Source organism: Ruegeria sp. CDSB022 (assembly GCF_059611145.1).
The window spans coordinates 76,889-100,352 of record NZ_JBXWOZ010000012.1 but is presented as its reverse complement, the minus strand read 5'-3'; the positions used below and the strand labels follow the sequence as shown (position 1 = coordinate 100,352).

Here is a 23,464-nt window from a genome sequence, read left to right as displayed (position 1 = left end):
GATCAGACATGTTCACCGCTCGTTTTTGAACCGTGAATCACGCCGCAAAACGGAAATCAATGGGTCCTGACCCTAGACAATATGCAATGGAAACAAGAGGCAGATCAGGGGCTAATTCGGGGGTCAGTTGCACCGCTTACGCTCAAAGAATACATCAACGGATTCTACAACCCGGGCCACCGACATTCAGCACTGAACGGGAGCATCCGGTCGCATATTGAGGGTTCGGGCATCCGTATTGAGAAAAAACCGACGCAAGCAGCGCCGGTTTTCATAGTCTCTTCCTAAGAGACTGCTAACGGTGTCAGCCGAATACACGCCCCAGTGCGCCATCGACAGCATCGGTGATTTGGTCGATGTCATCCGCGGTGGCAATCAGCGCTGGTGAGAAGCACAGAGTGTTGTTCCGACCGGGGACCGAGCGGTTGGTGACGCCGATGATCACGCCTTGCGCCATGCAGTCGGCCACAACGGCCTGGGCAAGCTTCTCATCAACTGGCTCACGGGACGCGCGGTCTGCGACCAGCTCAGCACCCAGGAACAAGCCTTTGCCGCGTACATCGCCGATGACCTTGTGCTTTTCCATCAGCGCCTGAAGGTTGCCCGTCATCCGGTCGCCCATGGCCGTGCAGTTGCCCAACAGGTTTTCATCCTCGATAATCCGCATGTTCTCGATCGCGGCCGCTGGACCGGCGGTGCAGCCACCAAATGTCGAGATATCGCGGAAATAGCCCATCGGGTCCGAGGCGTCTTCTTTGAACATGTCAAAGACTTCCTCAGTAGTTACCATGCAGGCGATGGCGGCATAGCCCGAGGCGACACCCTTGGCCATGGTCACAAAATCTGGCTTTACGCCATATTGTTGGTAACCGAACCAGGTGCCGGTGCGGCCCACGCCGCAGACGACCTCGTCGATATGCAGCAGGATATCGTATTTCTTGCAGATTTCCTGTACGCGCTGCCAATACCCTTCGGGCGCTTCGATCACGCCGCCACCGGCGGTCACGGGCTCAAGGCACAGGGCGCCAACCGTATCGGGGCCTTCGCGCAGGATCACCTCTTCGATCTGATCCGCGGCCCATTCGCCGAAATTCTCTTCGGGCGCGCCGTCCAGCTCGTGCTTGCGGTATTCCATGCAATGCGGCACGCGGATGAAACCGGGGGCGAAAGGCCCGTACTGCGCGTTGCGCTCGTCCTGACCACCTGCCGACATCGCTGCCAGGGTCGAGCCGTGATAGTCGCGGTCACGGTACAAAATCTTGGTCTTCTTGCCGCCGTATTTCTTGTGGGCGATTTGGCGAACCATCTTGAACGCCTTCTCATTCGCCTCGCTGCCCGAGTTGGTGTAATACACGCGGCTCATGCCAGGCATTTTCTCGATCAGCTTTTCGGCGAACAAAGCACCTGGGATCGAGCCTGCCGAGTTGGCGAAATAGCACAGCTTCATCAGCTGGTCGTAAACCGCCTTACAGATCGATTCGCGGCCATAGCCGACATTCACAGTCCATACGCCGCCCGATACAGCGTCCAGATGCTCTTTGCCTTTTTGATCCCAGACACGCATGCCCTTACCTTCGACAATGATGCGCGGATCGTTGGTTTCAAAGGGTTTATGCTGGATCAAGTGGTGCCAAATATGGGCGCGGTCGGCTTCGACGACGCGGGAAAGATCGTTTTCGTTGAACGTGCCGTCCATGACATGTCCTTTCAAAATTAGCGTGTGCACATCTTACAGAGGCGGTGTCGCCTCGGCTTGTATATTCGATGGCTCAGATCAGCGTGAATGGCCAGTACAAGATAGGGCCAGATCGGGTAGGTTGGTATCGCCAGTCGGGCACAGCACAGTTATTTGGCCGCCTCAGCCCGTATTTCTACGGGTTTGTCATGGGACTATGTTTGTGTTCAATTCGCGCAACTTGCGATTTGGGAGGATCCGCAGATGACAGGGGCCAACATATATGAACGCCACTTGGATCAATGTCAGGCGAATTATACGCCGCTGTCACCGCTAAGCTTTATCGAACGGACGGCGCAGGTCTACCCTGATTACCCGTCAGTTGTTTATGGCGTCCGCCGGTATTCCTGGGCCGAAACCTATACCCGTTGTCGTCGACTGGCGAGCGCTCTGGATAGGTGTGGAATAGGGCGAGGAGATACAGTTTCGATCATCGCAGCAAACATCCCCGAACTGTACGAGGCCCATTTTGGCGTTCCTATGGCCGGCGCCGTGCTGAACGCGATTAACACCCGGCTGGACGCGCCGATCATTGCCTTCATCCTGAACCATGCTGAATCCAAGGTGCTGCTGGTCGATCCGGAATTTTCTGCGATTGTGCAAGACGCATTGGAACAGGTTGATCACGATATTCTCGTCATCGATATCGAGGATCCCAGCTTTGATGGTGGCGAGAAACAGGGCAGTCTGACTTACGATGCGCTCTTGGCCGAGGGCGATCCCGAGTTCGCATGGTCCCTGCCAGCGGATGAATGGAATGCGATCACGCTGAATTATACCTCGGGCACCACAGGCAATCCAAAAGGGGTTGTGTATCATCACCGCGGTGCGGCCCTGAATGCCCAATCTGATCTGCTTGATTGGGGCATGCCTCGGCATTCTGTCTATCTGTGGACCTTGCCGATGTTCCACTGCAACGGCTGGTGTTTCCCTTGGGCTATGGCGGCAAATGCAGGGGTCTCGGTTTGCCTGCGGGCGGTTCGGGATGAGCCGATTTATGCCGCCTTTCGGGATGAGAAGGTCACGCATTTCTGTGGTGCGCCGATTGTTCTGAACATGTTGGCCAACGCGCCCGATCACCTTAAGGATTTCGATCACGAGATCAAAGTGATGACCGCAGGCGCTCCACCTCCGGCGGCTGTGGTTAAGAAGATGGAGGATATGGGGATCGAGGTTACCCATGTCTATGGCCTGACCGAGACTTATGGTCCGTCCGTGGTCTGCGCCTGGAAGGATGAATGGAACAGCAAAGAAGGCGAAGAACGCGCCGCTTTGAAGGTTCGTCAGGGTGTGCGGTATTCGGCCCTGTCTGGCCTTATGGTGGCCGACCCGGATACGTTGGAACCCGTGCCTGCGGATGGCGAGACGCTGGGTGAGATTTTCATGCAGGGCAATGTTGTCATGAAAGGGTATCTCAAAAACTCCGATGCCACGGACAAGGCGTTCCGGGGCGGCTGGTTCGCCTCAGGCGATCTTGGGGTGATGCATGCGGATGGATATGTCGCACTCAAGGACCGGTCCAAAGATATCATCATCTCGGGAGGTGAGAATATCTCATCGGTTGAGGTTGAGGATATCTTGTACAAGCACCCCGCCGTGATGGAGGCCGCCGTGGTCGCCCGCCCCGATGACAAATGGGGCGAAACACCCTGCGCCTTTATTGAACTCAAACCAGATGGGCAAGCGACAGAAGCAGAGATCATCGCGTTCTGCCGGGACAACATGGCCCATTTCAAGGTGCCTAAGACGGTGGTCTTCGGTCCTTTGCCAAAGACTTCGACCGGCAAGATTCAGAAGTTCAAGCTGAGAGATCAGGCGAAGGCGTTGGGTTAAAGCTGGTCGAAGATCGACAGATCCAGATCCAGCATCTCACCCATCCAAATGGCGCGGTCGCGGTGGTCTGCCAGATGCTCGCCGGTTTCGGGATGGGTGAATATCGTCAATCCTTGCCGATTCAGCGTCAGCCAGGGAATGACCTGATCAAATGCGTCGGCTGCAAAGCCCAACTGGCAGCTCCACCTTGGATGTGGGCCTACATTGCGGGCGTGCATCCGCCCCATTGCAACTGGGAACAGGCGCACTGCTTCTTCACAGAGCTGCCGGGCGGTATCCTGCGTTTCTGCATCGAAATAGACATGGGCGTGATAGCCGATGATTTCGGGCATTGGGGCCTCCTGCATTTTGTTTTGAAGAACGTAAGGCAGGGGTCAGGCAATTCCCATTCGCATCGACACACAGACCCTGTGCAGAGGATCAGGTGGGGGCGTGTTGATCGGGATGCGCTGCGGCAAAGGCTGGGTGTTTGGCGCAGGCGGCCTCGACGCCCAGGATACGGGGCAGGTCGGTCAGATCGACCTGATAGCGGCGGGCATTGTACATCTGTGGGACCAGGCACAGATCAGCCAGCCCTGGCTGCGGCCCAGTGCAATAGGGGGTCTGTTGGAAACCGCCCAACTGGGCTTCGAACGCAAGCAGACCCGGTCGTATGAAATGGTTCATCCATTTGCCAGGCATACCTTCCGCATTCCCACTGAGCGCGGTTGCATGGCGTGCGACTGACAAATTGCAGACTGGGTGAAGATCAATTGCGATGGTTTGTGCCAGCGCCAGTGCTTGTGCGCGAATACCGGGTTCCGCAGGAAGCAACCCCAGACCCCGCGTCATGTCCAGATAGTCGATGATTGCCAAAGATTGCGTCAGCCGCAGCCCGTCAATCTCAAGCACAGGAACCAGCCCCTGAGGGTTGCGCCTCAGATGCGCATCAGATTTGTGATCTCCGGCGACAAGATCGACAGACACCGCACGATAGGTGATGCCAGCCAAGTTTAACGCGATCCGCACCCGGTAGCTGGCCGACGAGCGCCAATAATCATACAGAACTACGCCACTCATCGCTGGCCTCCTGTTTACGTCAATTCTCGTTCAGCTTGGCGGCTTTCAGGGCTTCAGACAACACCTCGGCATTTCCGATATGGTTGGCTAGCACCAGTACCAGCCGCGCATTCAGCGCGTCGCTGTCGGATTTATCCAGCCGGTCATGGGCAGCGATCAGTTCAAAATAGAAATCATCTGCATTGTCCAGATTAGGTGTGAGGATCAGTTGGGTCATCTCGCTTACTCCTTACCGGTGGCCCTGCGGATCGCCTGCCGGAATGCATTTTCTTCGTACGTATCACGGCGGGCGGCCACGTGTTGATCGGGACGGATCAGATAAACCGCGCTGGTGGCATCCCCCAGATAGCGGCGCTTGAGCGCCAGGGTCGGATCGTCCTTAACCGACAACGCCAAGCGGGTTGCCTGAACCCCGTCTTCCTCAAGAGTGTCTGGTGCGTCGGCGTCAATCGTCAAAAGGGTAAACTTGCCCGCGAGTTTCGGCAGCAGGAACGCGGCGCCGAGGGGGGCATCCGGGCACGCTGCGCCGGGACGGGTGATATCTGGCCCGTTCAGCGCATCTGCGGAATTCAACGACGAGCCCGCATAGGTACAAGGTGTGCTCAGACGGCCGGAATTCACCAGAGGGCGCGCGAATTCGTAGTGCTCGCCCAGGTCCAGAACGGCGTCGCGCAACAAGCGGGACATCTGGGATTTCGGCGTGATGAAGTCGGTCGAGCGACTGGAATAGGCAATATTCTCATCAGCGGCCTGCACCCGTTCATGGCTGTAGCTATCCAGCAAATAATCGGGCGCTTTTCCGTCGATAACCAGCTTCAGCTTCCAACTCAGGTTGTCCGAATCCTGTACACCCGAATTGGCCCCACGCGCACCAAACGGGCTAACCTGATGGGCGCTGTCGCCGGCAAACAAGACCCGGCCATACCGGAATCGCTCCATCCGGCGACACTGGAAGGTATAGATCGAGACCCATTCCAAATCGAATTCGACATCTTCGCCCAGCATCTCCTTGAGGCGCGGGATCACATTCTCGGGCCGTTTTTCCCGTTCCTTGTCGATATCCCACCCCAGTTGCAGGTCAATGCGCCAGACATTGTCGGGCTGTTTGTGCAGCAGGGCGGATTGCCCCCTGTTGAACGGTGGATCAAACCAGAACCAGCGTTCGGAAGGAAAGTCAGCCTCCATCACGACATCAGCTATCAGGAAGTTATCTTCGAACACGCGCCCGTCGAAATCCAACCCGAGCATCCTGCGGGCCGGAGAGTGCGCGCCGTCACAGGCGATCAACCAGTCGGTTTCGATGTTGTAGGGGCCTTCGGGGGTCTCTACCTCAAGCGTGACATGGTCCTCATGGGTGCCGATCGCCTCGACCCTATTGCGGCCGCGAATATCGATTGGCGCGCCTTCAGCTTGGAGTGCGCGCAAGCGGTCCACAAGGATCTGTTCTAGGTGATATTGCTGCAGATTGATAAATGCCGGATTGGCATAGCCTTGTTCTGGCTGCAAATTGAATTCATAGATCTGTCTTGTGTCGAAAAAGACCTTGCCGGTATCCCAAAGAACACCTTTCCGCACCAAGGGCTCTGCGCATCCAAGCCTGTCGGCTATGTCCAGCGTGCGCTGTGAAAAACAGATGGCCCGGCTGCCAAAGCTGACCTTGTCATTTTCGTCCAGAACGACAACCTCAACGCCCTGTTGTGCCAGATCAATAGCTGTGGCCAAGCCGATTGGCCCGGCGCCGATGACGATCACCTTGTGGCGTATTGGGGCTACGGCGTCCTGATCGGGATTTCGCGCGTAGGCGTAAAGCGGTATTTCGAAGATCTTGTTCATGGGGCTCTCCCATTGCGCTGCGCTGAGGGTCCTTTCCACCAGCCGTTCAGGCTCAGTGGTCCCGATCCCAGGGTCTCACCAATCCGTCCTGCGAAAAACGATCTGGATCAAATGCGACCGTATGTCCTTAACTCTGCAAGGCTTCCCACATCTCCAGATCTCGTTGGGCGGTCCAGATGCGCGGGGTGTCGATCCCGCGCGCCTCGTCATAGGCACGGGCGACGTTGAAGGGCAGGCAGTGTTCATAGATCGCGTAATCGGCGAATTTCGGGTCGCATTCGGCGCGCACCGCGTTCCATGCTTCCTTCAGGCTTCCTCCGCGCGCCGCAACCTTGGCTGCCGGACGATAGGTGCTGTCGACAAAATCGCGGGTGTTTTCGATGGCTGCATTGACCATGTCCTTGCCGACCAGGGCATCGCCACGGCCTGGCGCAATGGCGTCGACATCAAACCACTTGATCTCATCCAGTGTATCGCCCCAGTCGCCGAAATGCCCATCGCCGCAGTAGCAGGCCGAGTGATACTCGACGATGTCACCGGTAAACATCACATTCTGATCGGGTACATGGATGACGATATCGCCTGCTGTATGTGCGCGGCCCAGATGCATCAGGTCAATCCGACGTTTGCCCAGATACACCGTCATGGTGTCGTTGAACGTGGTCGTGGGCCAGGTCAGACCGGGAATGCTTTCGTGCCCTTCGAACAGGCGCGGGAAACGCTGGAACTCACTGTCCCAATCTTCCTGTCCCCGTTCCACCACCATCGCGCGGGCCATGTCTGACATCAGGATCTGCTGCGCCCCAAAGGCGCTGGCACCCAGAACACGGACGGCGTGATAATGGGTCAGCGCCACATGCGTGATCGGCTTGTCGGTGACCGAGCGCACGCATTCGATTACCTTGTTGGCCAAACGGGGCGTCGCCTGTGCCTCGACAATCATGACACTGTCATCACCGATGATGACGCCCGAATTCGGATCCCCTTCGGCGGTAAAGGCATAAAGCCCGTCTCCTACCTCGGTGAACGAGATTTTCTTTTCCGACATGTCCCCCTGGGACGCAAATGCCTTGGCCATTTGTGGTTCCTTATCGCGAGTATGGGTTTTCGAGAGCGGGCAGCACGGTTCCGGCACATTCGCCAAATCCGATCGTGTACCCTTTCCCCTTGGCCGCTCCTGTCAGGGTCAGCGTGTCGCCATCCTCGATAAAGCTGCGGCTTTCGCCGGTTTCCAGTGTCAGCGGCTCTTTCCCGCCCCAGCTGAGCTCCAGCAACGAACCGCGCTCGGGCTTTGTCGGGCCAGAGATCGTGCCGGACCCCAGCAGATCACCGGTGTTCATCGGGCAGCCCGACGTCGTGTGATGGGCCAACTGCTGTGCGGCGGAATAGTACATCTGACTATAGTTTGTTCGCGCGATTGTGGTTGCGGCCTTGCCGTCCGGAGCCATCGTGATCGACAGATCAATGTCATACAGCATCGGGCCGGTCTCTTTGAGGTGACCCAGCAACTCAAAATCCCGCTCGGGCGTGTCACAGCGGAAAGGTTCCAGCGCCGCCTTGGTCACGATCCATGGGCTGATCGACGTGGCGGTGGCCTTGGCCTGAAACGGCCCAAGCGGCTGATACTCCCACGCCTGAATATCGCGGGCGGACCAGTCATTCAGAAGGACATAGCCAAAGATATTGTCGTCTGCCTCTTGTACGGAAATTGGTCCGTCAGAGGGCGTGCCCACGATGGCGCCCATCTCAAGCTCGATGTCGAAACGACGGCTGGGAAGGAAGGCCGGAAGGTCCTGATCGGGGGATTTCAACTGGCCCCAGGGGCGGCGGATATCTGTTCCCGACACCACGACCGAAGACGCCCTGCCATTATACCCGATCGGAATATGCAGCCAGTTAGGGGGCAATGCATTCTCTGGTCCACGGAACATGGTGCCGACATTTTGGGCGTGGTGCCGGCCGGCGTAGAAATCGGTATATTCGCTGACGGCAAAAGGCATGTGCAGCTCGGCATCTGCCTGCGCCACAAGCAAAGGCGCGACGTCCTCTTTTGCCGCGCTGCCTTCGGCCAGCAGATCCATCAGACGGTTGCGCAGGGCGGCCCAAACGGCGGGGCCTTGCTCCATCAGCGGGTTCCAGAAAGGCAGGTCGAACAGCGGTTCGTCGTCCAGAACGACCAGTCCCTCGGCCTCGGCAGCTGTGACATCAAGGATCATGTCGCCGATTGCAACACCACAATGCGGGTCTTCGCCGCCAGTCGAAAACACGCCATAAGGCAGGTTGTTCAAAGGAAAAGGGTGATCGGCAGAATTGGCCGAGCTCACCCAGGATTTCTTCAATGGCATTTTGTCTCCAAACCTCTGTCAGGGGCCAAGATTTTTCGTCGAAAAATCTGCGACCTCAATCGGAATTATTTCTTGCCCGGTGTACCGTCGAACTTTTTCTCAAGCGACGTCCAGCAGTCAATGTAATCATCCTGCAGCGGGGCCTCGGTCGCTGCAAATGATGTCAGATGCTGCGGGAACCGGGTTTCGATCATGAAGGACATCGTATTATCCAACTTATCCGGTCCAAGGTTCGAATTCGACGCGTTGTCAAAGGCATCCTGGTCAGGTCCGTGAGGCAACATCATGTTGTGCAGACTCATGCCGCCGGGAACAAAGCCCTGTGGTTTGGCGTCATACTGGCCATAGATGTTCCCCATCAGCTCAGACATGATGTTCTTGTGATACCAAGGGGGGCGGAATGTATCTTCGGCCACCATCCAGCGTTCGCGGAACAGGACAAAGTCGATATTGGCCGTGCCCGGTTGTCCAGACGGCGCGGTGAGTACGGTGAAGATCGACGGGTCAGGGTGGTCAAACAGGATCGCCCCCACCGGGCAATATGTGCGCAGGTCGTATTTGTACGGGGCATAATTGCCGTGCCAGGCGACTACATCCAGCGGGCTTTGCCCAATCTTTGTGGTGTGGAACTGCCCGCACCATTTGACAGTGACGGTCGATGGTACCTCACGGTCTTCATAGGCCGCGATAGGTGCCTTGAAATCGCGTGGGTTGGCCATGCAGTTGGCGCCGATCGGCCCGCGTCCGGGCAGTTCGAATTTTTGCCCGTAATTCTCGCAGACAAAGCCGCGGGCAGGGCCCTCAAGAACCTCAACCCGATAGACCAACCCGCGCGGCAGAATGGCGATTTCCTTGGGCTCAAGGTCGATGATCCCCAACTCCGTCGCAAAGCGCAGGCGGCCTTCTTGCGGCACCACCAGCAATTCGGAATCGGCCGAGAAGAAATAGTCATCCACCATCGATTCGGTGACCAGATAGATATGGCTGGCCATCCCGACCTGCGTATTCACATCCCCTGCTGTGGTCATCGTGCGCATGCCTGTCAGCCATGTCAGCCCATCTCGGGTATGAGCGACGGGGTCCCAGCGATACTGGCCCAGGCTGGTCACATCTGGGTCAACACAAGGTGCCGATTTCCAATAGGGCAGGTCGATCTTATCGTAGCGATGCGAATGCTTCACCGAAGGGCGGATACGATAGCACCAGGTGCGCTCGGGTGGGTTGGCGGTAAAGGCAGTGCCGCTCAGTTGTTCGCCGTATAGCCCATAGTTGCAGCGTTGCGGGCTGTTCATGCCCTGCGGCAGCGCACCGGGTAGGGCCTCGGTTTCGAAATCATTGCCAAAGCCGGGCATATAGCCCGGATGGGTGCCAGTGGGCGTACTGGCCTGGATCATTTTATGCGGGTCTGTCGGATGGTTCATCCTTGGCTCCTGCTGTTTTCTGCTTGTGAGATAATAGTTGATTTTGTAACTAACAAGCATGACAAAGACAGAAAGTACCGAAAGAGACGGGTTTGATCTGCTGGATTTCCTGCCCTATCTGCTGAACCGGGCAGCCGAAGAAAGCGCACTGGAATTTCAGCGTGTATACAAAGACCGCTATGGGATGCTGCGCACGGAATGGAGAGTGTTGTTTCATCTGGGCAATTACGGAGAATTGAGCGCGAAAGAAATCGGTCAACGCGCCAGGATTCACAAAACCAAGATAAGCCGCGCGGTCAGCAGGCTTGAGCAGCGCCGATTTCTTGTCAGAACCGTCAGCCAGACGGATCGCCGCGTTGAACATCTTGCATTGACCACGGCCGGACGGTCGGTTTATCGCGAATTGCGTGGTATTGCGCAGCAATATGATGCTCAGCTTGCCGCAATGTTCACAGAAAACGAGGCTACCTTGTTGCGCAAAATGTTGCGAAAGCTGGCTGATATGAATTGACCTCTGGTAATTCGAACCCTTCGCTCCCAGATGGAAGCCAGAGCGGACACAGGAATGTGAAATGACAGCCCCGAACCAAAACGCGGCAAAATCAAATGATCTGATCAACTGGCTGGTGACGCGGGGCCTTGAAGGTGCCGAAAAAGAAGAATTGCTGGATGGCTATTGTACCCGTCTGATTGAACTTGGTGTGCCCCTGATGCGATTTCACGCGGCGCAATCGGCGCTGCACCCGGTATATGGCGGCACCGGATACAGCTGGTATCAAGACACCGGCGGTGACTATCAGAAATTCGAGTATTCAGAAGAGACCAGAGAAGACTGGATGAGCAGTCCTCTATATGCGATTTTACATCACGATCTTGACGGCGTCCATGAACGCATGGTCGATCAGAACGAGCCCAGCCGCTATCCATTGATCAATGAATTACGCGAAGCTGGTGCGACCGAGTATTACGCTAAAGGTGTGAATTTCGATCCGCGGTCGCAGACCTCAAAAAAAGCCGTAGATGGAGTCCTGTTGTCGTGGGCCTCGAACGCGCCGGATGGGTTTCGGGAACAGGATCTTGACCTTATCAATACGGCTCTGCCCCATTTGGGCCTGGCACTAAAGTCAGCCTCGAACGCGCGGATATCCAAAGATCTGATGCGCGTCTACTTAGGTCGGGATGCTGGACGGCGTGTTTTGTCGGGTGAAATTCGTCGCGGATCCCTACAGCAGATCGACGCCGTGATATGGAATTTCGACCTTGAAGGCTTTACCAGCCTCTCCGAGAATCTGCCCGGAATCGAGATCATCGATATGTTGAACGACTATCTGGCGGTTGCCGTTGGCGTCGTGCACGATAATGGCGGCAATATTCTGAAGTTCATGGGCGATGGACTGATGGCTATGTTCAATGTCGGCGAGATTGAAGAGGACGTGCAGGCGGCCCTGCAGGCGGTTCCCATGTTGCAGGACCGGATCGCCGAACTGAATGCGCAGCGCGAATCCGCTGGACTGCCGGTGGCCAACTTCACACTGGCCTTGCATGCGGGCGAAATTCTGTATGGCAATATCGGTTCTGAGACACGTTTGGATTTCACAGTGATCGGCCCAGCGGTGAATCAGGCCGCGCGTATCGCTGGGATGCATCGGTCCTTGGGGCAACGGATACTGATCTCGGATGACGTAGCCCGCGCGGCGCAGCCCTACGATCAGGATCTGATCTCGGTCGGGCGCTATATGCTGCGCGGTGTGGCCGAGCCGAAAGAGCTGTTTACGGTTTATAATGTTGCCGGAACGCAATCAGGCGTTTGAGCGTCCGGTTTGAGCCCATATTAGCGATTTTCTGCAACGCGGCGAAAGCCAGCTTCCGCAAAATCGGATGCAGTCTAACCGCTTGACGACAGAAAAATTTCAGATTAGCCAACGTACAGGCTGTGGACGCCTGCCTCCCGCTGACTTTTGTCTTGGTTAAGTTCTGCGACTTAATTCTCTATCTACCTCTTTCCGCATATCGCGCGGATGGTAATGCGGGTCCCATCTCAAATTGCGCGATCAGGCAAGAGAGATATGGGACATGACTGATACCCCCACTAATACATTCACCGATGGGCCGCTTGGCACCATCTACTTTAGGACCGCATTTCCGATCATTTTCGTGATGGGGATGAATGGGCTTCTTTCTGTCGCAGATGCGCTGTTTCTGGGCATTTATGTAGGCCCTGATGCGCTGGCTGCGGTCACCTTGATGTTCCCGATTTACATGCTGATTGTGGCGCTTTCCACGCTTGTGGCTAACGGCATGTCGAGCCTTCTGGCGCGATCCCTTGGCGCGGGTGACATGAACGGCGCGCGTGCCACGTTTGCAGGCGCACACGGGCTGGCAATTGGATTGGGCGCAGTTCTGATAGTGTTGTTCCTTCTATTGGGCCAGCCAGTTGCATTGCTGGCCGCTGGTGGGTCAGAGACTTTGGCCCAGATGGGGGTGGTCTACCTGCGGATTACGGTGTTTTTCTCGCCACTGTTGTTCGTGTTGTCAGTCAATTCTGATGCGTTGCGCAACGAAGGGCGCGTGGGCTTCATGGCGGCGATGAGTCTGTTGGTTTCGATTGCAAACATCGGGTTCAACTACGCACTAATCGCCGTTCTGGACATGGGCGTCGCTGGGTCAGCCTATGGAACTGCGGCGGCACAAGCGCTCGCGTTTACGATCATTTTTGCGTTCCGATTGTTTGGGGAAACATCGCTGCGTCCTGCGACCTTGCTGTCCCATTCCGCATGCGGAAAATGGGGGCGGATCCTCGCACTGGGTGCACCACAAAGCCTCAATTTCATTGGACTAGCTCTCGGGTCGGCCGCGATTATCTCAGCCCTGCAATGGATTGGTCGTCCGGGTTATGCCGACACAATTACTGCTTACGGGATCATCACGCGAGTCATCACCTTTGCTTTCCTGCCTCTTCTGGGCTTGTCGTTTGCAATGCAGACGATCACGGGCAACAACTATGGTGCTGAACTTTGGCAAAGGTCAGATGCAAGCCTGCGCATGGCACTTTGTGTCGCGTTTGTTTATTGCGCAATCGTGCAGGTCGTTGTGATTAGCATGCCTAGCCGGATCGCCAGCGCGTTTGTAGACGACACGTCGGTCATTGCAGAAGTTGCGCGCATCTTGCCGGTAATGACATGTGTCTTTTTCCTGTTGGGCCCGTTGATGATGATTGCGACCTATTTTCAGGCGATTGGATCTGCAAGAAAGGCAGCCCTTCTAGGGCTGACAAAACCTTATGCCTTTGCGATCCCGTTGACGTTCCTGTTGCCCCTCTGGTTTGGCGAAGTTGGCATCTGGTATGCGGGCCCGCTGGCCGAAGTGATGATGTTGGGTCTCACCGTTGTAGTGTTGTGGCTCTCCGCCCAAGACCCAGAGTTAAAATGGGGTATTTTCCACACCAAAAAAGGAGTGGCGTCATGAACACGCAATTTCCGTCAGCTACGCAAGCCAAGGATCAAGCTAAGCGTTTGCGCACAAAATTGACCGAAGAAGGGGCATCGATTGGCCATGCCAAGTCCCTCGAGTTGGTCGCCCACCAACACGGGTTCCGCGATTGGAACACGATGTTTGCAGCCATCGGAAACGGACCACCCAATGGATGGGCCATCGGGGACAAGGTCAGCGGAACGTATCTATCGCAACCGTTCACGGGGCATGTGGTCTCTATTTCGATCATGAAACCAGGATGGTTCCGGTTAGAGCTGCACTTGGATGAAGCCGTAGACGTTGTCACATCCGAAGGCTTCTCAAATTTCCGCTCGCGCATTCGTGGTGTAATTGGTCCCAAAGGACATTCTGTTGAACGGACAAGCGACGGGCAGGCGCACCTTCAAATCAATTTATGCTGACTGGGAAATCCGGTTCTTAAATTTGTCAGCGGCTGTTGGCGCGATTGAAGCCGATGGCGGTCTTGTCCCGTAACCTGTGAATATGTCGTATTAGAAATTCTGCGCAATCGGCGAATGGCAGATTTTGCCGCTGTCTTGCGGCGGCGGAACCTGACCTCTTACGGAGATTTTCGTGCGCGAGCGCGCGCAGCAAAAATACCGAAGGTACAGATTGGGCTCAAAGCCGTCATCTGACAGTTTTTGTATGGTTCAAACGATCAGAAGTGGTGGTCGATGTCTGCTGTGCGGACAAACATGCCCCTGGTATTTTCCGCTCGAATGACCGCTTTGTACGCTTTGTGATCGCGGTGAAAAACATCTCTGGCGGGAAGTAGGCCTTCGGTGGTGATGTAAAACTGAACGGTTGCTGGATAAGATCAAACCTTCAATCTGACAGAAACAGTAGACTTCTTTCTGTGGAGAAAGCCTCTGATTGAGTTATGTAAATTGCAAGATTATCGAAGTCCTTTTGATCTGTTTGAAACGAACCCACGTTGTTGGCTTCGAGTACTGATTGATGGACCAAACCAAGGTTAAAAGGCCAAGAAGGTTTTTCCGTGAGGACCAAAGACGGCAATTGCCCAGCACCTGCACTCCGATTTTCTCTGGTAGGAAACTGAAAACACTGCATTTTCAGATCCTGAGTCTCTAGTATCCGGACCTGATACCGAGAGGCTTCCAAACAATAAAGCCTAGCCATCTTTTCGCATGGAAATACCGTTCATCCAACGTTCACATTCTATATATGCGCTTTTCATCTCTGCGAGCCATATTGTCCTACTGAATTTAAATACCGTTGGTTCACAGAAACAACCGACGAGTAACCATACCGCTGCTCAGAACACCGGCTTGTTCAGAGAACTTTGGCTCACTCTCACCATATACGGTGAAATGAAACATACCGGTTTCGTTATCTTTGTCTGTTACGCACGCCCAGACAGTTGTGTCGCAAACTTTTCGAAAGACTAGAACCAGTGTTATGCTTTTTCACAACCCACCTATTCAATGTGGCGTGGTCAACTCGCACACTGCGTTCAGCCATGATCTCTCTATTACTTGCCCACGTAGTGCAAGTCCGCCAGCCACAAAGAAGTGCCTCTTCTGACCGTGAACTTGAAGTCAGTCTGGCCGTCATTCAAACCTGCACGCAGAAGATCGGCAATCGTATCTTGCCCATCGATATTTTCATCTGTCGGAAAATATGCTGTCAGCTGGTCGTTCGGTTTCAGAGTTGTGCCTGGGCCTACATCTTCTGGGACATGAACCACGCTCGTAACCCATTTTCCATTCTCAGCATATTGAGTTTGAAAAACGACGCCATTCGACAAGGTCGTGTCTTGTACGACACCCAGTGTAACGTCCCGCACTTCTACACCGTCTCTTGGGTTTGAAAGCCCGATGGTCACATCCATGGTTCCCTCTTGCGAAGGAGTAGCCCCAGATTGAAGTAGAACGGCAGCGATGGAGTTCAGATCATTGATTTCAATCCCATTGACAGAGTCAATACGCAGCCCCGCGTGAACCCAAACCGGGGCCTCGCTAGCGACGTATTCCACAGTATCGGGACTATCCGCCGACGCTACAAAAGGCAGAAGAACCTTCCATTCAGATTTCACTGAAGTCGGCCCTAAATCCTGAACGATTTGAGTGGTAGTATCAGCTTCGACATTCGCCTGATCTGTGTCGCCAGTGCTCACTTTAGCAGCAACTTCAACGCTAGCCTGCGCGCGCGATTCTGCCTCTGCCATCGCCATTGCGACTGCTTCGATCTCAGCCTGTGCTCGGGCTTGCGCTTCTGCTGCGGCTTTGGCTGCCGCTTCGACTTCGGCCTGCGCGCGCGCTTCTGCCTCTGCCGCGGCTTTGGCGGCCGCTTCAACCTCGGCTTGCGCGCGTGCTTCTGCCTCGACAACGGCTTTGGCACGTGCTTCGGCTTCGGCTTGGGCCGCCGCCTGAGCAGCCGCTTCGGCCTCAGCCTGTGCACGAGCTTCCGATTCGGTTGCCGCTTTGGCGCGGGCTTCGGCTTCGGCCTGAGCCGCTGCCTGAGCTGCAGCTTCGGCCTCAGCACGCGCTATGGTCTCTGCCTGCGCGCGGGCTTCGGCTTGGGCCAGTCGTGCCTCGGCTTCTGCGACCCGTGCGGTGGCATCTGCGATTGCTTCTGCTGTCGCCGCTGCTTCGATCTCAGCTTGGGCGCGGGCTTCAGCTTCGGCAGCCAAAACGTCCTCTTGCGTTGCTTGTGGCTCGGAGGATGGTGAAAATGCTCCGATGGCCAGCACGCCGACTACGGCACCTACAACTCCAAATGCCAGCAGCCCGCCGGTTATTGCGACACGGTTGATTCCGCCGGATGAAGAGACCGCAACTCTAACATCCTGTTCAACGGTGGTCGGTTCGGTCAAGTGATCTATCGCCTCGAGCCACTCATCAGCGGTTTGAAAGCGATCCTTTGGCATCGCCGACATAGCCTTGTCGAGCGCTTCGAGAAAGACGTCATCATACTTATCAAAGCGCCCCTGCAAAGGTTTGCAAGGATCGGGCTTTTGCTCGGCAATCGCAGAGACCCGAGTCTGGCTGTCTGGCGCGCGCTCTCCGGTGATCACATGATAGAATGTTGCCGCCAAGGAATAGAGGTCGCTAAACGGTCCTTGCACGCCGTCAGTGACATAAAATTCCTGTGGGGAATAGCCATCCTTGACTGCGCGTAAGGCAGACAAAACACGGTTTGTTTTCCTATTTTGCTCACGCGCAGCACCAAAATCAATCAATACAGGTATCTTGTTGGGTCCGACCAGAATGTTGTCAGGCGATATGTCCCGATGCAACATCCCTTGCTTGTGCATAAATGCGACCGCATCCAGAATCTGCCGCAGGATCGACATGACATCGGCTTCGTCCAGCTGGGTTTCAGCGTCGTCGATTGCGTCCAAAAGGTCTGGGCCTTCAACGAAGTCCAGTGCCATATAGGCGGTGTCGTTGTCCTCAAAGACTTGGTGCACACCAACGATATTGGGGTGATCCATAGTTGCCAGGCGCTGTGCTTCGTTGATGAAGTGCCGCACAATCTGGCGAAGATCTTCTTTGTGTTTTTGCACACGAGCCTTCACCAGCAGATTCTGTCGGCGCGCGAACATGGCTGGAAAACACTCTTTGATGACCACCTTGCGGTTGAGACTGTCATTGGCCAGATAGGTAATGCCGAAGCCGCCGCTGTTCAGGTAGTGGTCAATTTTGTACTGACCATGCAACAACCGGGCGCCGGCAGGGAGATCATCTGCGGAAGAGGCTCCGATCATCTGACCCGTATCTTCATCACCAGTCGTTACTAGTTTCATTACGTTGCCCATGCCTCGTCCCGTCCGTTATCGTCCCTTGCACATCAGGAATTATTCAATTTCCAATCACAAAACGTTTCTCAGTTATACACACTCTTTACGCGAGTCCGTTTGTTTCGTGATTTCCAGTATGCACACTGTTCGATCCAAGTTGGTCAGCGTAGGAAGTCAGTACATACAAACGTTTTACTTTTGCTTTATCGGAACCGGAACCATTGAACGGTTAAGCTATTTTGCAAAGGTTCACGACGCCTTCAAACATGTGATAATCTCAATCAAACCTTGTTTTAGCTATATGTTAGATCTTGGCTTTCAGATTAGCGGCAATGCAAGACGATCGAATGCCACGAGAGTAGTGGCGGCGCATGTTGTTTACCAACTGCGCGAAGATTTCGACCGAACGATTAGAATTCATGAATGTAGCCTGGTCAATTGACCCCTCAACTGGGGTGCGGATGGACATCAGCGTCTTGTAGCCACCTATGATTTCCAGAGCCTGAACCACGCAATCGTAGTCTACTGTTTCACCTTCGCATGAGTCGCAGTAGCGTTTTACGATGTTCAAGTATTTATCGGTTTCACTGATGCGAGAAATGCTTTCGTTCAAGCGAACCAAATCGACACTTTCAGGCAAGTCCGAGCCCCGGCCCAGCATCACTGTCGTGAACTGGTTGGCTTCGTCGGAAAAATGCTGATTGAGGTTCAACAGTCGTGCCAGTCGTTTGAGACCCAACAACCCCGAAACACGTTTGGGATTGGATTCTTCCACAAAGGCCCGCATCGTGATCGCCTTGTTTTCCCGCGCCATATAAGCTTCGATCCACTTGAGAAAACCGGCTTCGGACAGGCCGTAGTTTTCTGAAGGCATGGAATTGATCAGATCAAAGCGGCCGTTATTCAGTGTATTCCACAATACATACTCGGCGCCTTCAATCTCACCATGAGTTTGCAGTGCTATCGCATTGCTGATTGGCTGACGACCAACCCGATATCCAAAGATGGCCTCGCCGTGTTTTTGTAGGGCAGGATTGCTCAGAGCAAGCAACCAGTTTACGGTTCCCTTATCGGGATCCGGTGCACGAAGAAGCTGGTCTCGTGCCTGATGATTGATCAAGTAATCGGAAAATCCTCCAGGTACAGTATCGCGATCGATCTGACCAAGGATCATTTGCGCCGATGTGTTCCCCTGACTGGCCGCTTCCGACAAACCTTGCAGGCCTACGGCCTCGCTACCATTGAGCCAGCTGTCTACTGCGGATTTGTATGGGTCTTCCTGCGCGACAGCCGCCCCTGACAATTGCAGTAGGAAAACATTGGCCAATACTGCGAGCATTCTCATACGACGTTACTCCATTGAATTATCGTCTTGGTCACTGACCGTTGTATTCCCGTTCCGAAGCTGAGTTGGCGCTTCGCTACTGGGATGTGGTGACAACGTCTCGCAACCAGACTTCCACTCGGCGGTTGATACGGCGACCATTCTCAGTGTCGTTGCAACTTAGCGGCGAGATCTCACCATAACCCAGAGTTCGGATGGTTAACCCGTCCAGGCTGTTGGTAGGCGCTGCTTTTAGCAACGCATTGCTAACTTGTTTGGCACGCTGCTGACTGAGTGACCGGTTGGATCCCCCAGCGCCGACAGAGTCTGTGTATCCGATCAAAAGAAGTTCTTTGTTTGTGGTTTCTTCCTTGGCAAGCAACGAAGCAAGGCGCCTTATGTCGTCCTGTGCCCGCGTATCCAGGCGAGAGGATCCGAATGCAAACCGAAAGGTTATAGAACTACGGTCGGCACCGGACAGCTCAGCCGACATTTCCTGCAACTGTTTCAGGGTAACCTCTGCATCGGTTGGCATTACTGCGCCAAGATAGCGTAGTCCCTGCTCATTGGGGCCTTGCAGGGATTCACCAAGTGACACAAAGCCCGAAGCATCAATTGTCTCTTGCGCCTTTTCGCTTTCGAGGAATTGCATGAAGCGGTTCAACTGTGCTGGCGCAGTTTTGCCGGTATATGCATACAAGCGTCGGCTAAGCGGGTATTCTTCTGTCTTGATGGTGAAAGGTGTCGCTGGAACCTGAATTCCACAAACACCGCGAATTGCAAGAACCTTGGCCTCATCAGCACTTGCGAGGCTGGTAATTCCGATACCAAGCGGATCAGAAGCAACTGCTGCAGCCAATTCCGTGTCTGTTTCGAAAAAGCTTGTATCGCTCGCGTATGTTGCGCCCACGGGGTTCATGATCAGGTCATTGAAAACCAACGCAGTTCCGCTTTCAGGCGCTCGCATGTAAAGCTGGATCGGGGCATCGGGCCCACCAATCTGGCTCCAGTTGGAAATGGCTCCGGAAAATATCCGCGCTAGATCCTGTTCGGCGACTGCCCGCAGTTGGTTACTTTGCGATGTAATAACAACTAAACCGTCCAGCGCAAAAATTTTCTCGTTTTCACTCGTGGTGATATCCCCGAGTCCAGCCTGCGATGCGCTCGCCAGCTCGTCGGGTTGAGCAGGGCGTGTGGTCACGGCCAGTGCTGAGTTCCCATCGACCAGTTGTTTGATCCCGTCTGCGGAGTCACCACCCATCAAGGAGACTTCGGCCAAAAACTCGCCTAGCTCGTTACGGAGCAGTAGCTTATCGACACCTTCTTCCTCAGAGCGCAAAGCAGTGCCGCCAATCTCCTCACCGAATTGCGTCGTAAGATCAGCGAATAAGACATCGACCAGGCGAGAAGAACCTGAAATGCCATATTCGACTGGACCTTCGTTCCGACTGGGGCAGGCTTCGCCTATGCATTCAACTTTGAAAGCGTCAACCGTGATTGTACCAACCACCGTTCGGAGTTCGTAATTGGCGCCATCAAAATCTATTAGCTCTCCGGTCAGAGTCATTCCGCCGTCTAAACTGTTCAACTGAACAGTTTCAGCGTTTGCCATGGTCGCGACGGACAACATCAACGCACCAGAGGTAGTTTTCAGGACCCGATTTAACATTTTCCTAACCTCAAACTTCTGATTATTGATTCTCGTTTTACTCAAGGTTGTTTCGCAAAAACTGATACAACCTTCATAATTTCTTAATGACGTAGCGGTACCCGGGAAGTTTAGTCAAGGCTGCAGCGGGGATACATAAAATTGCCTTGCTTCCCCCCACTTATGGACACGTTTGAGGCAGATTCTGACCACAGTTGGCGCTCTTTCTTAGCTTGTATCCGAAGCTGACGCGATTCAACGTCGAATTGAGTCGTGATTTTAGGGGCTCAGGTTTTCCCTGAGATTTCCCAGAACGAACCTCATACCTTTCTTGCCACGCATTCGCAGCCTTTGACCCAGGTGATTCTTAACTATTTCGGGCACTCGAACGGTTCTGTTGCAAAGTTCTGAACCTGCCGAGCGGTTTCAGCAATCGCTCGTGAGTTAGGCCGCGAGCTCGGCGAACTGCCGAAACGGACAGAATCCGGGTGTGAATTGCCCCTTGCGGATTATGTGAGGGACTTCGATATCGTCCAAAGTTGGCGCTGCTGAAGCGAAGGGGTTGTGTCGCAAACTTTAAATGACGCGTACGGCACATGTGTGGGTTCAAGCCATTTAGATCAGCTTCAGCCACACTGGATGGCATTGAGGTAGTCAACATGATCCGGAAGAAACAATTCTCTAGTAATACAACCTCTGGCTTTCGGATGTTTGCTGAGATCGCAGGATAATTGGGTCTAGCATAACGCTGGTTCTAGTCTTCGAAAAGTTGGCGACACAACCTTTGGGCCAGTCGCAAACGCGCAGCACTCCAGTTGGAGTCGTAGATTCCCATCATCGAGCACAAGCTACAAATACGCTTCGATAGTGAAGTACATTATTTTAGACATTGTGTATAATATTTCATACAAGTAGTAAGCAATAATCGACTCATTAGAAGTGTTCTGTCCAAAAGGGATTTCAGAAATGACCTACCAAGATCGCAATACGGTCGTCTCGATCTTCGTGAACCTCGCCGTTAGTGCATTTGTTGTTTCACGGCTTCTGGATATGAATGCCTCTGGATTGTTTGATGGCCCAGACGCTGTAAACAACTGGGCCCGCATGGTGATCTGGCTGATCCCCTTGGGCGTCGTGGCCACCATCATCGGCACCATACTGTTCAACATTGGGTTTGCGATTGTTACACACGAACCCAAACCCAGCTTCGTCGTTGATGAACGTGACAAGATGTTCGAGCGCCGTGGCAGCTACGCCATCATTATCTTCGCCGGTGCGGGTTTTATCTCAGCTGTCGTCGCCATGGCTCTCAACGCATCAGCGCTCACTGGCTTCAACATCATCTATTTCGGAATGGCCTTCGGATCCCTGTCAGCAGATATTGTCAAATTTGCTAGCTATCGGCGGGGGTACTGATCCATGGGCAAGCTCAGGATCACCAACAATATTAGACGTCTACGCTTTGACGCAGATGAAATGACGCAAAAAGAACTCGCCGAAAAGGTTGGAGTCACCCGACAAACCATCGTTGCCATTGAAAACGCCAAATATTCACCAACGCTCGAACTGGCGATCTTGATTTCTCGTGTATTCGACAAGCCCCTCGAAAAAGTCTTCGACATCCAAGACGCCAGCTAAATCATCGCGTCTGCTGCACCCTACCAAAGGATTAGATATGTTCATCAAACCCACCCGGTTCTGGAATCTGATGGCGAGATCCTATGCCCGCCGTCCGGTCCAAAACCAAGCCGCCTATGAATACAAACTGGACATAACTGCAAGACACCTGTCCCCCCAAGACCGCATCCTGGAATTTGGCTGTGGCACAGGTACGACGGCGCTCATTCACGCCCCAAAAGTCGCCCATATCGACGCCATCGACTATTCATCCGAAATGATCTCAATCGCCCGGGAAAAAGCCGACGCGCAGGGTAGCAAGAACATCAACTTTGAAGTTAGCGCGTTCGAGTGCTGGCCTATTCCGGCGAAGGGTCAACAGTATGATGCCGTACTGGCTATGTCGATCCTGCACTTGGTACTGGATCTTGACGCGACACTGGACCGTGTTCGTAGTTCCTTGAAGGAAGGTGGCCTGTTCTTCAGCTCGACGGTCTGCCTGGAAGGTCTCGAGAAGTTCGTCATACCAGCTCTCGGGACCATCGGCCTATTGCCCAAGATCCGCGCCCTGACGCAAGAAATCCTTGTAGAGCGTATGCAAGCTCATGGGTTCGAAATTGAACAAAAGTGGCGTCCCGAAACGGGTTCGACTGCTTTCATCATCGCAAGGAACAGCGGTTAGTCGTTCGACATCTGACAACACTGACCCAGCCGTTCATGCACGCCGCCGAGAACGGCTGGAGAGAGCCCTGATTGACCTATGCTGATACACGCATGAATGTCCGCTATGGGGCAAGCAAAGCAATAGCGATGGTTGAGGCGATGATGCGAAGTACAATGTGGCGACGGATTGATGTCGTGGGCACAGATGCCTGTTCGGTTAACCGTAACGGAACGTCTCGCGTAATCTCGGGCATGGCTGTCTACGTAGTTGAAAATTCTCCTGTCAGAATAGCTTATTCCGTGACCTGTAATGACGAATGGGTGTGTAGCGCCGCCACCGTACAGCGTTGGATTGGGGCAGATAGGGTTGATCTTGTTTTAGTGAAGCAAGACGATGGTACATGGACCTCGAATGACAAAGTTGTGGATGCTGTTGATGAATTGCTCGACATCGATCTTGGGTTTACACCGGCCACGAACACGAACACGAACACGAATGCGATCAAGCGACTCCAGCTAGGGATTGGAGATCAGGCAGAGTTCACTGCTGTTTGGTTGGATGATGAAACCTGGACATTCAAACCGCTGAAGCAACGATATGAGCGGCTGAACGAGAATACCTATAGGTACACTTCGATCAATAGTGGATACGAAGCAAATTTGACTGTCGATGGATTTGGTTTCGTTCGAGTTTACCCTGAGTATTGGAAAGCAGTGATAGCTTAGGCCCA

The 23,464-nt window shown here is 54.2% G+C and carries 20 protein-coding genes; 9 read left to right on the top strand and 11 right to left on the bottom strand.

Going from position 1 to position 23,464, the window contains the following annotated elements:
* Positions 1-304: 304 nt before the first annotated feature.
* Positions 305-1,696, bottom strand: a complete 1,392-nt coding sequence (locus AC2FIZ_RS16110; protein WP_281995847.1) for an aminotransferase family protein — start codon at positions 1,694-1,696, stop codon at positions 305-307.
* A gap of 243 nt (positions 1,697-1,939) precedes the next feature.
* Between AC2FIZ_RS16110 and AC2FIZ_RS16105 the strand changes: the two genes are divergently transcribed.
* On the top strand, positions 1,940-3,568 hold the full coding sequence (locus AC2FIZ_RS16105) for an acyl-CoA synthetase (RefSeq protein ID WP_281995848.1): 1,629 nt from the start codon (positions 1,940-1,942) through the stop codon (positions 3,566-3,568).
* Here AC2FIZ_RS16105 and AC2FIZ_RS16100 read toward each other — a convergent pair.
* The 7 genes from AC2FIZ_RS16100 to hmgA all read right to left on the bottom strand — a co-directional run bounded on the left by AC2FIZ_RS16100 (position 3,565) and on the right by hmgA (position 10,226).
* Positions 3,565-3,900: a DOPA 4,5-dioxygenase family protein gene (locus tag AC2FIZ_RS16100; RefSeq protein WP_142639094.1), complete on the bottom strand. Its 336-nt coding sequence runs from the start codon at positions 3,898-3,900 to the stop codon at positions 3,565-3,567. The two genes, AC2FIZ_RS16105 and AC2FIZ_RS16100, sit on opposite strands and share 4 nt — an antisense overlap.
* An 88-nt stretch (positions 3,901-3,988) precedes the next feature.
* Positions 3,989-4,627: a maleylacetoacetate isomerase gene (gene maiA / locus AC2FIZ_RS16095; protein ID WP_281995849.1), complete on the bottom strand. Its 639-nt coding sequence runs from the start codon at positions 4,625-4,627 to the stop codon at positions 3,989-3,991.
* Positions 4,628-4,646: 19 nt separating this feature from the next.
* Positions 4,647-4,844 carry a DUF2783 domain-containing protein gene (locus AC2FIZ_RS16090; RefSeq protein WP_281973542.1) on the bottom strand — a complete coding sequence of 66 codons (198 nt, stop codon included), beginning with the start codon at positions 4,842-4,844 and terminating at the stop codon, positions 4,647-4,649.
* A gap of 5 nt (positions 4,845-4,849) precedes the next feature.
* The gene (locus AC2FIZ_RS16085; RefSeq protein WP_281973541.1) at positions 4,850-6,460 is read right to left on the bottom strand and encodes an FAD-dependent oxidoreductase; all 1,611 of its coding nucleotides are present in this window, start codon (positions 6,458-6,460) and stop codon (positions 4,850-4,852) included.
* Positions 6,461-6,587: 127 nt separating this feature from the next.
* Positions 6,588-7,538, bottom strand: a complete 951-nt coding sequence (locus AC2FIZ_RS16080) for an MBL fold metallo-hydrolase (RefSeq protein WP_281973540.1) — start codon at positions 7,536-7,538, stop codon at positions 6,588-6,590.
* A gap of 10 nt (positions 7,539-7,548) precedes the next feature.
* On the bottom strand, positions 7,549-8,805 hold the full coding sequence (gene fahA, locus AC2FIZ_RS16075) for a fumarylacetoacetase (protein ID WP_281995852.1): 1,257 nt from the start codon (positions 8,803-8,805) through the stop codon (positions 7,549-7,551).
* Between the two features lie 65 nt (positions 8,806-8,870).
* Positions 8,871-10,226 (bottom strand): homogentisate 1,2-dioxygenase, encoded by a 1,356-nt coding sequence (gene hmgA, locus AC2FIZ_RS16070; RefSeq protein WP_496791326.1) that lies wholly within the window; start codon positions 10,224-10,226, stop codon positions 8,871-8,873.
* A 58-nt stretch (positions 10,227-10,284) separates the two neighbouring features.
* Here hmgA and AC2FIZ_RS16065 point away from each other — a divergent pair, with 58 nt between their 5' ends.
* The 4 genes from AC2FIZ_RS16065 to AC2FIZ_RS16050 all read left to right on the top strand — a co-directional run bounded on the left by AC2FIZ_RS16065 (position 10,285) and on the right by AC2FIZ_RS16050 (position 14,119).
* Positions 10,285-10,737, top strand: coding sequence for a MarR family winged helix-turn-helix transcriptional regulator (locus AC2FIZ_RS16065; protein WP_142639108.1), 453 nt, complete (start codon positions 10,285-10,287; stop codon positions 10,735-10,737).
* A 61-nt stretch (positions 10,738-10,798) separates the two neighbouring features.
* Positions 10,799-12,037: an adenylate/guanylate cyclase domain-containing protein gene (locus AC2FIZ_RS16060; protein WP_142639110.1), complete on the top strand. Its 1,239-nt coding sequence runs from the start codon at positions 10,799-10,801 to the stop codon at positions 12,035-12,037.
* A 262-nt stretch (positions 12,038-12,299) separates the two neighbouring features.
* Positions 12,300-13,691: an MATE family efflux transporter gene (locus tag AC2FIZ_RS16055; RefSeq protein ID WP_496791325.1), complete on the top strand. Its 1,392-nt coding sequence runs from the start codon at positions 12,300-12,302 to the stop codon at positions 13,689-13,691.
* Positions 13,688-14,119, top strand: coding sequence for a glyoxalase superfamily protein (locus tag AC2FIZ_RS16050; protein WP_271951480.1), 432 nt, complete (start codon positions 13,688-13,690; stop codon positions 14,117-14,119). The genes AC2FIZ_RS16055 and AC2FIZ_RS16050 overlap by 4 nt, the downstream gene beginning before the upstream one ends.
* Before the next feature lie 1,091 nt (positions 14,120-15,210).
* On the opposite strand, the gene AC2FIZ_RS16045 is transcribed toward AC2FIZ_RS16050, so the two are convergent.
* From AC2FIZ_RS16045 to AC2FIZ_RS16035, 3 genes are all read right to left on the bottom strand, one after another.
* Positions 15,211-17,487, bottom strand: coding sequence for a serine/threonine-protein kinase (locus AC2FIZ_RS16045; RefSeq protein ID WP_496791324.1), 2,277 nt, complete (start codon positions 17,485-17,487; stop codon positions 15,211-15,213).
* 298 nt (positions 17,488-17,785) lie between these two features.
* Positions 17,786-18,808, bottom strand: coding sequence for a hypothetical protein (locus tag AC2FIZ_RS16040; protein WP_271951478.1), 1,023 nt, complete (start codon positions 18,806-18,808; stop codon positions 17,786-17,788).
* Between the two features lie 94 nt (positions 18,809-18,902).
* Entirely contained in the window at positions 18,903-20,474 is a 1,572-nt protein-coding gene (locus tag AC2FIZ_RS16035) for a phosphate ABC transporter substrate-binding/OmpA family protein (protein WP_496791322.1), read from the bottom strand.
* Positions 20,475-21,419: 945 nt separating this feature from the next.
* On the opposite strand from AC2FIZ_RS16035, the gene AC2FIZ_RS16030 reads away from it, so the two are divergent.
* The 4 genes from AC2FIZ_RS16030 to AC2FIZ_RS16015 all read left to right on the top strand — a co-directional run bounded on the left by AC2FIZ_RS16030 (position 21,420) and on the right by AC2FIZ_RS16015 (position 23,459).
* On the top strand, positions 21,420-21,869 hold the full coding sequence (locus AC2FIZ_RS16030) for a hypothetical protein (protein ID WP_142639122.1): 450 nt from the start codon (positions 21,420-21,422) through the stop codon (positions 21,867-21,869).
* Positions 21,870-21,872: 3 nt separating this feature from the next.
* The gene (locus tag AC2FIZ_RS16025; protein WP_142639124.1) at positions 21,873-22,091 is read left to right on the top strand and encodes a helix-turn-helix transcriptional regulator; all 219 of its coding nucleotides are present in this window, start codon (positions 21,873-21,875) and stop codon (positions 22,089-22,091) included.
* A 37-nt stretch (positions 22,092-22,128) separates the two neighbouring features.
* Positions 22,129-22,752 (top strand): class I SAM-dependent methyltransferase, encoded by a 624-nt coding sequence (locus tag AC2FIZ_RS16020; RefSeq protein ID WP_142639126.1) that lies wholly within the window; start codon positions 22,129-22,131, stop codon positions 22,750-22,752.
* A gap of 92 nt (positions 22,753-22,844) precedes the next feature.
* Positions 22,845-23,459, top strand: a complete 615-nt coding sequence (locus AC2FIZ_RS16015; protein WP_496791321.1) for a putative glycolipid-binding domain-containing protein — start codon at positions 22,845-22,847, stop codon at positions 23,457-23,459.
* Positions 23,460-23,464: the final 5 nt, after the last annotated feature.